Source organism: Methylobacterium sp. (assembly GCF_019750675.1).
Classification (GTDB): domain Bacteria; phylum Pseudomonadota; class Alphaproteobacteria; order Rhizobiales; family Beijerinckiaceae; genus Methylobacterium.
This window is the reverse complement of the sequence record NZ_JAIEOF010000392.1, coordinates 1-12,771: the sequence shown is the minus strand read 5'-3', so window position 1 is coordinate 12,771 and position 12,771 is coordinate 1. Positions and strand designations below refer to the sequence as shown.

The following is a 12,771-nucleotide window of genomic DNA, read 5'->3' as shown; positions in this document are numbered from 1 at the left end:
TCGTGGTGCTGGCGGGCGAATCCTATCCGGTCACCGTCGAGGCGGTGGGTGGCACCCTCATCGTCAAGGCCGAGGACGGTGAAACCTGGACGGTGTCGAGCGATTGGCGTCCCGGCGAGCCGGTCTGGCAGGGCGAGATCGCCGGCACCCGGGTCGCCATGCAGGTGCGTGGCCTCCTGAACGGCGTCGCGCTCCAGCATGCCGGCGCCGCCGCCGAGGCCCGCGTCTACACGAAGCGCGAGGCGGCGCTCGCCGCCCTGATGCCCGTCAAGGAGGATGCGGGTTCGGGGAAGCAGGTGCTCTGCCCGATGCCCGGACTCGTCAAGGCGATCCTGGTGCGTGAGGGCCAGGAGGTGAAAAACGGCGAGGCGCTCGCCATCGTCGAGGCGATGAAGATGGAGAACGTGCTGCGCGCCGAGCGCGACGCCACCGTCGCCAAGATCGCCGCGAAGGAAGGCGACAGCCTCGCGGTCGACGCCGTCATCCTCGAATTCGCCTGAGGATCCGCCGCCGCGCACGCTTCGCCTCCCGAACGAAGCGTGCGTGACAAGTGCCAGGGACGGGTCGATGCCCCTCTATTTCGCTTACGGCGCGAACATGGACGCCGGCGCGATGGCGGCGCGCTGCCCGCGCTCGACTTTGATCGGGCAGGGCCGCCTCAACCGGCATCGCTTCATCATCATGCGCGAGGGCTATGCCTCGGTCGTACGCGATCCGCGTGCGACCGTGTTCGGAATCCTTTGGGATCTCGCCCTCGGGGATGTGGCGGCCCTCGACCGCTACGAGGGCGTGGCCTCGGGCCTCTACATCAAGGCGATGCAGCCGATCACGGTGCCGGGTGGATCGAAGCGAGCGCTGATCTACCTCGGCGGCACGAGCGTCACGGGTTCGCCCCGCCCGGGCTACCTGGAAGCGGTCCTGGCCGCCGCCGCCGCTGCGCAACTGCCGGCAGCGTATCGCGCGGAATTGCAGGCCTGGCAGCGAGGACGAACGCCGTGATGTCCGAGATCCGTACCGTCGCCGTCATCATCCGTGGGCGGGTCCAGGGCGTCGGATACCGGATGTGGACGCGGGACGAGGCCGAGCGCCAGGGCCTCGCGGGCCATGTCCGAAACCGGCCCGACGGCAGTGTCGAAGCGGTGTTCTCCGGGCCGGTGGACGCTGTCGGCCGGATACTGGAGGCCTGCCGGCACGGGCCCCCCGGCGCGCGGGTCAGCGAAGTGGTGGTGTCCGATCACGGCGGGGCGCCGCCACAGGCTGGATTCGCGATCCGCTGACGCCGGACGCCCTTCGATCGGTTTCAGGGCACGGGACGGGTGGACAGCCAGTCGGCATCCGGGCTAGCGCCCGGTGCGAGGCGGCCGGCCACCGGGCGCCCAGAGACCGGACCCGATGCTCACCGCCGACTTCTCCTATCTCGACCTCGCGGCGCTCTGCTACTTCGTCGCGGCCTGGGCCGGATACGGCGTCGCCGTCGCGCGCATGCGCGGTCGCCGTACCAGCCTCAGCCAGATCATGAACGCACAGCGCGCCGAGTGGACGCGCCAGCTCATCGGGCGCGACAACCGCGTGGTCGACACCACCATCAACGCTTCACTGCAGAACGGGACCGCCTTCTTCGCCTCGACCTCATTGATCGCGCTGGGCGGCGTGCTGACCCTGTCGCGCTCCGGCGACGACGTGCTCACCCTGTTCGGCGCACTGCCCTTCGGGGCCATCGCCACGCGCGTCACCTGGGAGATCAAGGTCGCGGGCCTGGCGGTCGTGTTCGTCTACGCCTTCTTCAAGTTTTCCTGGGCCTACCGCCTGTTCAATTACGGCGCGATCCTCCTCGGCGCCGTGCCGCCGAAGGGATCCGGCGCCACGACGGAACAGATGCAGCGCGCCGCCCGCAAGGCAGCGGCGATGAACATCGCCGCCGGCAGCCATTTCGCGCGCGGACAGCGGGCCTTCTTCTTCGCCCTGGCCTATCTGGGCTGGTTCGTGAGTCCCTGGCTTCTCATGCTGACGACCACGGCGGTGGTCCTGGTCATGTGGCGGCGGCAATTCGCCTCGAAAATTCGCGCGGCCCTGCTGGCGGAAGACGACGGGACAGGGCAGGGGTGGCAGCCATGACGATTCCAAAAAAGCCGACGCGCCAGCGCACCTCCTCCCCGAAGAAGCCGCCCGAGGCGGCCAAACCGGTCACTAAACCATCCACCGCGAAGGCGGGTAGCCGGCCCGAGCGCAAGGGCCCTTCCGAGGAGGCGATCGCCGAGACGATCCTGCGCCTCGTCGCGGCGCGCGAGACCGGCAAGACGGTTTGCCCTTCGGAAGTGGCGCGTGATCTCGCCGGACCGCAGCCGGAAGCCTGGAGCCCGCTGATGCAGCCTGTCCGCCGGGTTGCGGTGCGGATGACCAAGGCCGGCGAGGTCGCGATCCTGCGCAAGGGCAAGCCCGTCGAGGACCCGGACGACTTTCGCGGGATCTACCGGCTCGGTGCCGTCTCGGCGACCTCGGACGATGCCGACGCGGATTGAGGCGCAGGCAACAGCGCGTCGGTGTAGCCGGCGAGCCTGTAGGCCACGAGGCCGAGCCATTCCTTGACCATCAGGTCGAGGAGCATCAGCCCGTCCGAGGCGAAGCCGTTGAAGCGCAAGGCATCGCCCCACCCGTTGGTGCGGTAATCCACCGGGTAGGCGGTGACCGTGAATCCCGCCTGCCGGAAACAGCCGACGGCGCGGGGCATGTGCCAAGCCGATGTCACCAGGAGCCAGCGCTCGCCGGGCTTCGGTTTCACCAAAGCGGCACTGAAGACCGCGTTCTCGTGGGTGTTGCGGGAGCGATCCTCCAGGATCAGCCGGGTGCGCGGCAGGCCCATCGTTTCCGCGTAGCGCCCGACGATCTCGGCTTCGGAGGCGGTGCTGCCGTTGAGGCTGCCACTGCCGCCGGTAAAGACGAGGCGGCTCTGCGGATACCGCCGGGCGAGGTCCGCCATGGCGATCTGGCGCTCGCCGGCATCATTGACGACGAGTTGGCCCCGTTCCGCCGAAGTGCGGGTCTCTATGGCACCACCGAGCACGATGATGCCCGCCACCGGGGCGTCATCGGCCACATGGGCGGGAAATCGCTCTTCCAATGGCAGCGCGATCAAGCCCGCGATGGGAGTGAAGCCGACCGTGACGAGCAGGATGCTCCCGAGGGCCCCGAGCCAGAGGCCGAGCCGAAGCCATCCGGATGCCACGAGGCCGAGACCGACGAGCACCAGCAGCGTCAGGGCATTCGACGGCGTGACCAGGAAGTAGAGAAGTTTCGAGAGCGGGAAGAACATCGGGGCGCGGACTCTCGGGACGGTTCCGAGGTGATACAGCAAGGCGCGGCGTGCTGTCCCGCGTCATCGCCGACCATCGTCCAACCGGCGATTGCCTGCGTTTTTCTGTTCCATAGGCTTTGCCCGCGTGGCGGTCGAGGCCCCTCCCGAAGCGCGTGACAGAAATGTCCCGCAGAGCCTCGAAGCGCGCTCCGGAGATTGCGCTTCAGCCGGCAACGGCTTAGGTTAACCATAATGGTGGGATAAATTCCCACGGATTCTAAGCTTCATGCCCCGCTATTTCATCGATCTCCACGACGGCGCACATTACGTCAAGGACAAGGTCGGCTTCGAACTCGCCGATGAAACCGCTGTTCGCGGTAAACTCGCGCGGATCATGGCCAAGATCGCGCAGGAATTCAGTCTGGATACCGAACGCCAGGACTACCTGGCGATCGTGCGCGACGAGTCCGCAGGCGTGCTCTATCGCGCCCATCTGTCCCTGGACATCGAGAAGGTCGACCGCACCCCTGAGGCCCCACGCGACGAATCCTGATTGCGTCACGTCGATACCCGCTGGCCGGATCGTTGTGTCCGATCGCTCGGGCCTTCGGAGGCTCGGATCGGCGACGTGATGCGCGTCGACCTAAGACAGACGGATGCACAAAGCCGTCGCTCTCGACAGCACTAACGCTGCGGACACATTTCTATTTCTCTGAACGGGAGGCCCGGCTGTGCAGCAAATTCAAGATCAGCGCTGTCCATCCGGTCTGGTGTGACGCACCAAGTCCACGCCCGGTATCGCCATCGAAGAACTCGTGGAAGAGCAGCGCCTCATCGGAGCCCGGGGCGTCAGGAATCGGCGTGCGATTGCCTTGAAAGGGGCGGTGTCCGTCTTCATTCTTCGCGAATAGCGCGATGAGGCGGTCTTCCAATGCGTCCGCGATCGCATCGAGGGTTTTGTGCTCTCCCGAGCCGGTCGGGTATTCCACCAGGAAATCGTCCCCGTAATAGGTGTGAAAGCGACGCAGCGCCTCGAGGATGAGGTAATTCATCGGCATCCAGACAGGCCCGCGCCAGTTTGAATTGCCGCCGAACATGTTGGATGTCGAATCGGCCGGATCGTAGCGGACGGTGAAGGAGGCGCCGAACTCGTTCAAGGCGTAGGGTTGGTCCCGATGCGCCTTCGAAAGCGAGCGGATCCCGTGGGCGGAGAGGAACTCGGCCTCGTCGAGCATGCGGCGCAACAGCGCCTTCATGCGATGGCCGCGCAGCAGCGACAGAAGCTTACGGTCCTGCACCCCACCCTCGTCCCAACGTGAGACGAGGCAGGCGAGATGTGGGCGGTTCTCGAGAAGCCAGTTCAGGCGTCGAGCAAAATCGGGCAGGCGCTGGAGCACCCACGGTTCGATCACCTCGACAGCGAACAGTGGGACGAGGCCGACCACCGAGCGTACGCGCAGGGGCAGCATTCCACCGCCGGGGATATCGACCTCGTCGTAGTAGAATTCGTCATCCTCGTCCCAGAGGCCGAAGCCCTCGCCGCCCATGTCGGTCATCGCCTCCGCGATGAGCAGGAAGTGCTCGAAGAACTTCGAGGCGGTGCTTTCGTAGACGTCGTTATGGAGCGCCAGTTCGAGGGCGATGCGCATCATATTCAGTGCGTACATCGCCATCCAGGCGGTGCCGTCAGCCTGGTGGATGCGCCCGAATCCAGGCGGCGGTCGCGAGCGGTCGAATACCCCGACATTGTCGAGGCCGAGGAAGCCCCCCTGAAAGACGTTCCGGCCTTCGGCGTCTTTGCGGTTTACCCACCAGGTGAAGTTGAGCAGAAGTTTGTGGAACACGCCTTCCAGGAAGGCGAGATCGCCGCGCCCGCCGCGTCGGTCACGATCGATTTCGAACACCCGATAGGTCGCCCATGCGTGAACCGGCGGGTTGGCGTCGCCGAATTCCCACTCGTAGGCCGGAAGCTGGCCGTTCGGGTGCATGTACCATTCGCGGGTCAGGAGAAGGAGCTGCTTCTTGGCGAAGTCCGGGTCGAGCAGGGCGAGCGGAAGACAATGGAAGGCGAGATCCCAGGCGGCAAACCAGGGATACTCCCACTTATCCGGCATCGAGAGCACATCGGCCGCCGCGAAGTGGCGCCAGTGAATGTTGCGGCCTTCGTTTCGCTCTTTCGGCGGCGCCGGCTGGGATGGGTCCCCCTTCAGCCAGAGCCGAACGTCATAGGAGTACAGTTGCTTGGACCAGATGAGACCTGCGGCGGCCTGACGAAAGATTCCGCGCGCGTCCGCGTCCGTGATGCCATCCTGTCGCGAATCATAGAAGGCATCCGCCTCTGCAATGCGGCGGTGAACGATCGTTCCTTCGCGATCCACCGGACGCAGGCGCGTGCCGGCCGAGAGACGCAGCGTCACCCGTGTGGTTTCCCCCGGCTCCAGCCGGCGGAAATAATGCAGCCCGAGCTTCGTCCCGGATTCGCGGCTCACCGCGGCGTCGTCGCCGTCGACGATGGCAGCGTGGAACCCGTCCTTGAACGGACCGATGGCATCGGGCTGCCAGCCGTGGAGACGCAAATTCGTATCGTTCTCGCAGAACAACGGATCGGGGTAGCCGTCGAAGGAGAGGCGGTACGACCCGAGGCGAGGATGTTCACAAGCTACGCCGCCATCGGGTCGCAGCGTCAGACTCGGGCGCCGCTGTGTCGTCCCCTCCTGCCACGACCAAGTGTTGCGAAACCAGACCTGCGGGACGATGTGAAGATCGGCAGCTTCGGCTCCCCGATTGATCGCCGTGATGACTGCGTGGATGTCGTCGACATCCTCCTTCGCATACTCGACCGTCACATCGAAGAAGCTGTTGCTTACAAATATTCCAGTGTCTTCGAGTTCGTATTCCGGCTCATCGCGACCCCGCCGCTGCCCTTCACGCACCAATTCGTCGTAGGGATAAGCGGCGTGCGGGTAGCGATAGAGAAATTTGAGATAAGCGTGACTCGGGACCGCGTCGAGATAGTGGTAGATCTCCTTGACGTCTTCGCCGTGGTTGCCTTCTTCGTTCGCCAGGCCGAACAGGCGCTCCTTCAGAATATGATCGTGCCCGTTCCACAGGGCCAGAGAAACGCACATCTGTCCGCGTTCATCGCAGAGTCCCGCCAGACCGTCCTCGCCCCAGCGATAGGCACGGGAACGGGCTTCTTCGTGGGGGAGGGAGCGCCAAGCATTCCCGTCGCGGCTGTAATCTTCGCGCACGGTACCCCACTGGCGCTCCGCGAGGTAGGGGCCCCACAGAGACCATGGGCGCTCGGCCCGCGCCTGTTCGGCGATCCGGCGGCGCTCGGCCCAACCGTCAAGTTCACTCACGCGCATAGCTCGACGGCACCGCATTTCACGCGATGGTCCCGCTCCGACCGAAACGCCCCGGATGAATGGATGTGTGCTCGGCGTGCAGCCGCGCAGGGTAGCGTGATCACGTTCGTCGGTTTCCGGTGGCAGCCCATCGATATCCGTGCGGATGCATCAATGGCGCCAAGAGCGTGGCGTCATCTCGATTCCCTGCGCCAACAAGGGGCCGGCCTTCAGGGGGCGACGCCGCATCCGCCTAAAGGACATGCGATGGCGGCAGATCGAGCCTCCATCCATTTGCAACCACTCAGTGGTTCTGTCAGATCAGGTTCGGGTCGCACATCTTGCATCAGGCCAAGAGAGAATTTTTCTCCGACGGCCGTTTGCATTTGATCCGGTATTTGGATGGTTACTGCCACTCCAACGATCGAGTCGATCCGCCCTTCAGAAGGTCGATTCGGCGCATGCTGGCGGCGGTTTATCCGTTCACTCTCTCGACCTTATTGACAGTTCGCTTCCCGCGCAGCTCGGCGATAATCGCATTCAGGTGCTTGAGGTCCCATACGGATAGATCGATCACGACTTGGGTGAAATCCTGAGTCTTTCGCTTCATCGATACGTTATCGATGTTTCCGTCGTGATCCGCGATCACTTGAGCGATCTGTGCGAGCACACCGGGCTCATTGATCGATTGCATGGCGAGACGCGCGGGAAACCGCTCGCTCGTGCCAGCTTCCACATCCCAGCGCACGTCGAGCCAGCGATCCGGCTCGTTGTCGAACGCGGCCAATGCCGCCGATTGAATCGGGTAGATCGTGACGCCGATGCCAGGCGTGAGAATTCCGACAATGCGATCACCGGGGACCGCCCCCCCATTGGGCGCAAAGCTCACTGGCAAATCACCATCGAGGCCGCGAATTGGAATTCCATCCGTACGGCCGATTTCGCCGGTGCTGCCCTCCGGGAACGTCAGGCGCATCGTCTGATCTTTGGCCAAGCTGAGGCGGCCGGCTCCATCCGTGGAGGCTGGTTGAGGGAGACGCGCCGGGGCGCCACGGCGCTCGTCTTTATGGTCGGGGTAGACAGCCCGCACCACGTCGCCAGAGAACATCTCGCCACGGCCTACGGCGGCGAAAACGTCCTCGGTGCTCTGGCGCGCGAGACGTGGCAACGCGCCACGCAGTTTATCTTCGGAGAAGCTCTTGGCGGCCCGCTCGAAAGCGCGATCCAAGATCTGACGTCCCAATCCAGCATATTGCCGGCGCACGGCCGAGCGCGTCGCGCGTCGGATCGCCGAACGGGCTTTTCCCGTGACGACGAGGGATTCCCAGGCGGCAGGCGGCGAAGCGCCGTCGGAGCGCGCGATCTCGACTTCGTCGCCGTTGACGAGTTCGTGGAGAAGCGGAGCCATACGGCCGTTGATCTTCACCCCGACTGCCGAGTTTCCGACATCCGTGTGGACCGCGTAAGCGAAATCGATCGGTGTGGCGCCCCGCGGGAGGGCGATCAGACGCCCCTTCGGGGTGAAGCAAAAGACCTGATCCTGAAAGAGTTCGAGTTTCGTGTGCTCGAGAAACTCTTCGGGACTGTCGCCCTCGGCCAGGAGTTCGATCGTTCGGCGAAGCCACTGGTAGGCCCCGCTCTCGGTCGCGAGCCGCGGATGAACGCCGCCGATTTCGCCCTTGCGTCCACTTTCCTTGTAATGCGCGTGGGCCGCAATTCCGTACTCGGCAATCTCCTCCATCGCGGCGGTGCGGATCTGGAGTTCGACGCGCTGGCTTTTCGGGCCGATCACCGTAGTGTGGATGGAGCGATAGTCGTTCTGCTTCGGGGTCGAGATGTAATCCTTGTATCGTCCCGGTACCATCGGCCAGCTGGTATGGACCACGCCGAGTGCGCTGTAACAATCCGACAGTGTCTGGACGACGACCCTGAATCCGAAGATGTCGGACAACTGCTCGAAGGCGACGGATTTCCGCTCCATCTTGGCGGAGATCGAGTAGGGGCGTTTCTGCCGCCCCGTCACGACCGCTTCGATGCCTTGTGCCGCGAGCTTCGCCGTCAGATCCTGCTCGATGCTCTCGACAAGCCGCTCGGATTTCGACGACAGGTCGCTCAGCCGTTGCGCGATGGTCGCGTAGATCTCGGGCTTCAGATTTCGAAGCGCCAAGTCTTCGAGTTCCTCGCGCAGTTCCTGCATCCCCATGCGGCCGGCCAGCGGGGCATAGATATCCAGTGTTTCCTGGGCGATCCGCTCGCGCTTGTCCGGCCGCATATGGTGGAGCGTTCGCATATTGTGCAGGCGGTCGGCGAGCTTGACCAGCAAGACACGCACATCGGCCGCGACGGCGAGGAGCAACTTGCGAAAGTTCTCGCCCTGGGCCGCCCGTTTCGAGACGAGGTCCAGTCGTTTCAGTTTGGTCAGGCCATCCACCAGGGCCCCGATCTCGGGGCTGAACAGCTCCCGGATCTCGTCGAGGGTCGCGGCCGTATCCTCCACCGTGTCGTGCAGGACCGCCGCCACGATGGTGGCGTCGTCGAGTCGGAGGTCCGTGAGAATCGCAGCGACTTCAAGGGGATGCGCGAAGAACGGGTCGCCCGAGGCTCGTTTCTGGGTTCCGTGGGCGCGCATGGCGTAGACGTAGGCGCGGTTGAGCAGGGCCTCGTTCGTCGCAGGATTGTAGCGCTTGACCCGCTCGACAAGCTCGTATTGGCGCATCATCCGCCGAGAGACCCTTTCACGACACGGCGGGTCCGGCAGCGGACGCGCGCTTTCGATGTGTCCCGCATCGCACGCGGGGGCGCCAGCCCCACGGCGTCGCAGCGGGATCGAATTTCCGGGTTCGCCCATGAAAAAACCCGGCGCGGAGGCCGGGTTCTGTCAAGGCTGACGGGGCGTGAGGCCTTACTCGGCCTCGTCGTCCGTCTCGGTGGGGGGCGCCAGATTCTCGAGGCCGCGCAGGAGGTCTTCCTCGCTCATGCGATCGAACTGCACGGCGCCGTCGTCGCTGGAGGATTGGGGAGCCACGGCGGCGGCGGCCGGCGAGCTCGAGAGCAGCGGAACGGTTTCCGCCTCCGGCTCATCGACTTCGACGTATTTCTGCATCGAATGGATGAGCTGTTCCTTGAGGTCGTCCGCCGTGATCGTCTCGTCGCCGATTTCGCGCAGCGCGCAGACGGGGTTCTTGTCGCGGTCGCGGTCGATGGTCAGCGGGGCGCCGGCGGCGAGCAGCCGGGCCCGGTGGCTCGCCAGCAGAACCAGCTCGAAGCGGTTCTCGACTTTGTCGATGCAGTCTTCAACGGTGACGCGAGCCATGGCGGACGGCTCCTTCCTCGGACGGAATTTCTGGGCTGAGCCCGCCTCTTACACCCGATGGGCCCGCGCAACAAGCGGTGCGCACAGGTGCATCATGCGGCGCACGTCCGGCCCCCGGGGGTGCATCCGCGCGACGTGTCACGCAAAACGTCTCAGCGACGGACCGGACGACCGCTGTATACAGGTCCGCGGCCGAGTTTCAGAACCGGTCCGACGAGGGGGAGACGCGACCATGACCATGATGCTCAGCCGCCGGGGCCTGCTTGCCTGCGGATGCCGAATCGGCGCGGCCTGCTTCGCCGCCACCACTTTGCCGAACATGAGTTTCGCCGCCGCCCCCTCGTCCAAGAAGACGACGATGAGCGCCGACCAGGCCCTGGAGGCCCTGAAGGAGGGCAACCGCCTCTACCACACCGACAGCCCGGTCCGGGCGGTCCAGGGCCGCGAGCGCCGGATCGAGATCGCCCTCGGTCAGACGCCGTTCGTGGTGCTGGTGAGCTGCTCCGATTCGCGCGTCTCGCCGGAGATCCTCTTCGGGCGTGGGCTCGGCGAGCTCTTCATCGTGCGTAATGCCGGCAACTGCGTGGACACGGCGGCGCTGGGCTCCATCGAGTACGCGGTCTCGCAACTCGGGGTGCCGCTCGTCCTGGTGATGGGCCACAGCCGCTGCGGCGCCGTGGAGGCCGCCGTCGATGTCGTGAAGAACAACACCGTGTTCCCCGGCTCCATCGGCCGGATGATCGAGCCGATCGTGCCCGCGGTGCTCTCGCAGCGCGACAAGCCGGGCGACTTCGTGGAGAACTGCGTGCGGGCCAACGTGAGCCGGGTGGTGAGCCGCCTGCGCTCGGCCTCGGAGCCGTCCCTGCTCGACCCCCTGAAGGCGGGCCGGCTGCGGATCGTCGGCGCCTCCTACAGCCTCGACAACGGCACCGTGGACTTCTTCGACGAGGCCTGAACCGCCCCGCTCGTGCTGCGGTGCCATGTTGACACAGGGGGCGGGCGGTGCCACTGCGCCGCCCTCGCGCGGGGGCTGACCGGCTCCCGGGCAGCCCGGCACCGGAATCACTTCCGTCCCGAAGTCCATTCGGCACCGAAGCTGGTTCGGCACGACGACGAGGAGTTCACATGGCGCGCGCTTGCATCTTCCCCGGCCAGGGCAGCCAGGCCGTCGGCATGGGGCGGGCGCTCGCCGAGCACTTCCACCAGGCCCGCGACGTGTTCGCGGAGGTCGACGACGCCCTCGGCCAGCCGCTCTCGCGCCTGATGTTCGAGGGCCCGGTGGAGGAGCTGACGCTTACCACCAACGCGCAGCCCGCCCTGATGGCCGCGAGCCTCGCGGCCTTGCGCGTGCTGGAGGCCGAGCGCGGCCTCGACCTCAAGCGCGACGTGGCCTGCGTGGCCGGGCATTCGCTGGGCGAGTACACGGCGCTCGCCGCCGCCGGCACCTTCTCCATCGCCGACACCGCCCGACTCCTGCGCATTCGCGGCACCGCCATGCAGGGCGCGGTGGCCCCGGGGGAGGGCGCCATGGCGGCCCTGATCGGGGCCGATGCCGAGACCGCCCAGTCCATCGCCGAGGAGGCCGCCGAGGGCGCGGTCTGCGAGGTCGCCAACGACAATGGCGGCGGGCAGGTCGTCCTCTCCGGCACCCGGGCGGCGGTGGAGCGCGCGGTCGCCATCGCGCAGGGGCGCGGCATCAAGCGCGCGGTCATGCTCAACGTCTCGGCCCCGTTCCACTGCTCGCTGATGGCGCCGGCGGCCGAGGCCATGCGGGCGGCGCTCGCCGAGGTGGCGATGCACAGCCCCGTGGTCCCGGTCTACGCCAACGTGCTGGCCGCCCCCGTCACCGAGCCGGGCGCCATCCGCGAGGCCCTGGTGGCGCAGGTCACCGGCACCGTGCGCTGGCGCGAATCCGTCGCCGCCATGGCGGCGGCCGGCATCGACCAGTTCACCGAGGTCGGCACCGGCAAGGTGCTCACCGGCCTCGTCAAGCGTATCGCCCCGGGGGTCGCGGCCGGTACCGTCGGCACGCCCGACGACATCGCCAGCTTCCCCGCCCTCGGCTGAACGACAGGATAGCCCATGTTCGACCTGACCGGCCGCAAGGCCCTCGTCACCGGCGCCACCGGCGGCCTCGGCGGCGCCATCGCGCGGGGCCTGCACGCGCAGGGCGCCACCATCGCCATCTCGGGCACCCGCCAGGCGGCGCTCGAGGCTTTCGCGGCCGAGCTCGGCAACGAACGCGTCCACGTCGTGCCGGGCGACCTCTCCGACAAGGCGTCGGTGGAGGCTCTGGTGCCGGCGGCGGAAGCGGCTTTGGGCGGCCTCGACATCCTGGTGAACAATGCCGGCATCACGCGCGACAACCTCGTGCTGCGCATGAAGGACGACGAGTGGGATGCGGTCATCGCCGTCAATCTCTCGGCGGCGTTCCGGCTCTCGCGGGCGGCCGTCAAGGGCATGATGAAGCGCCGCCACGGCCGCATCGTGAACATCGGCTCCGTGGTGGGCGCCACCGGCAATCCGGGCCAGGTCAACTACGCCGCCGCCAAGGCCGGTCTCGTGGGCATGACGAAGGCGCTGGCCGCCGAGGTCGCCACCCGCAACCTCACGGTCAATTGCATCGCGCCGGGCTTCATCACCTCGCCGATGACGGATGCGCTCAACGACAAGCAGCGCGAGGGCATCCTCGGCCGCGTGCCCATGGGGCGGCTCGGCACCGGCACCGACATCGCGGCGGCCGCGATCTACCTCGCCTCCGACGAGGCCGCCTACGTCACCGGCCAGACCCTCCACGTGAACGGCGGCATGGCGATGTA

13 protein-coding genes are annotated in these 12,771 nt (G+C 66.3%); 9 read left to right on the top strand and 4 right to left on the bottom strand.

Going from position 1 to position 12,771, the window contains the following annotated elements; genetic code table 11:
* From K2X24_RS20635 to K2X24_RS20615, 5 genes are all read left to right on the top strand, one after another.
* Positions 1 to 500: biotin/lipoyl-containing protein (locus K2X24_RS20635; protein ID WP_292500629.1), on the top strand; the 500-nt coding region annotated here is incomplete at its 5' end.
* 67 nt (positions 501 to 567) lie between these two features.
* Positions 568 to 999, top strand: coding sequence for a gamma-glutamylcyclotransferase family protein (locus K2X24_RS20630; protein ID WP_292500627.1), 432 nt, complete (start codon positions 568 to 570; stop codon positions 997 to 999).
* Positions 999 to 1,277, top strand: a complete 279-nt coding sequence (locus K2X24_RS20625; protein WP_292500626.1) for an acylphosphatase — start codon at positions 999 to 1,001, stop codon at positions 1,275 to 1,277. The genes K2X24_RS20630 and K2X24_RS20625 overlap by 1 nt, the downstream gene beginning before the upstream one ends.
* A gap of 115 nt (positions 1,278 to 1,392) precedes the next feature.
* Positions 1,393 to 2,115 carry a DUF599 family protein gene (locus K2X24_RS20620; RefSeq protein WP_292500623.1) on the top strand — a complete coding sequence of 241 codons (723 nt, stop codon included), beginning with the start codon at positions 1,393 to 1,395 and terminating at the stop codon, positions 2,113 to 2,115.
* A 134-nt stretch (positions 2,116 to 2,249) separates the two neighbouring features.
* Entirely contained in the window at positions 2,250 to 2,519 is a 270-nt protein-coding gene (locus K2X24_RS20615; protein ID WP_292500632.1) for a DUF3253 domain-containing protein, read from the top strand.
* Here the strand turns inward: K2X24_RS20615 and K2X24_RS20610 are convergent.
* Entirely contained in the window at positions 2,468 to 3,310 is an 843-nt protein-coding gene (locus tag K2X24_RS20610) for a YdcF family protein (RefSeq protein ID WP_292500621.1), read from the bottom strand. The two genes, K2X24_RS20615 and K2X24_RS20610, sit on opposite strands and share 52 nt — an antisense overlap.
* 268 nt (positions 3,311 to 3,578) lie before the next feature.
* On the opposite strand from K2X24_RS20610, the gene K2X24_RS20605 reads away from it, so the two are divergent.
* Entirely contained in the window at positions 3,579 to 3,845 is a 267-nt protein-coding gene (locus tag K2X24_RS20605; RefSeq protein WP_292500620.1) for a hypothetical protein, read from the top strand.
* A 151-nt stretch (positions 3,846 to 3,996) separates the two neighbouring features.
* Here the strand turns inward: K2X24_RS20605 and K2X24_RS20600 are convergent, their stop codons facing one another.
* The 3 genes from K2X24_RS20600 to rpoZ form a co-directional block, all read right to left on the bottom strand.
* On the bottom strand, positions 3,997 to 6,654 hold the full coding sequence (locus K2X24_RS20600; protein ID WP_292500618.1) for a glucosidase: 2,658 nt from the start codon (positions 6,652 to 6,654) through the stop codon (positions 3,997 to 3,999).
* Positions 6,655 to 7,114: 460 nt separating this feature from the next.
* Entirely contained in the window at positions 7,115 to 9,358 is a 2,244-nt protein-coding gene (locus tag K2X24_RS20595) for a bifunctional (p)ppGpp synthetase/guanosine-3',5'-bis(diphosphate) 3'-pyrophosphohydrolase (RefSeq protein WP_292500630.1), read from the bottom strand.
* 183 nt (positions 9,359 to 9,541) lie between these two features.
* Positions 9,542 to 9,952: a DNA-directed RNA polymerase subunit omega gene (gene rpoZ / locus K2X24_RS20590; protein ID WP_292500616.1), complete on the bottom strand. Its 411-nt coding sequence runs from the start codon at positions 9,950 to 9,952 to the stop codon at positions 9,542 to 9,544.
* Between the two features lie 232 nt (positions 9,953 to 10,184).
* Between rpoZ and K2X24_RS20585 the strand changes: the two genes are divergently transcribed.
* The 3 genes from K2X24_RS20585 to fabG all read left to right on the top strand — a co-directional run.
* Positions 10,185 to 10,907: a carbonic anhydrase gene (locus tag K2X24_RS20585; RefSeq protein WP_292500614.1), complete on the top strand. Its 723-nt coding sequence runs from the start codon at positions 10,185 to 10,187 to the stop codon at positions 10,905 to 10,907.
* 170 nt (positions 10,908 to 11,077) lie between these two features.
* Entirely contained in the window at positions 11,078 to 12,019 is a 942-nt protein-coding gene (gene fabD / locus K2X24_RS20580) for an ACP S-malonyltransferase (protein ID WP_292500613.1), read from the top strand.
* A gap of 15 nt (positions 12,020 to 12,034) precedes the next feature.
* Positions 12,035 to 12,771, top strand: a 737-nt coding sequence (gene fabG / locus K2X24_RS20575; protein WP_292500612.1) for a 3-oxoacyl-[acyl-carrier-protein] reductase, incomplete at its 3' end; no start/stop codon positions are given.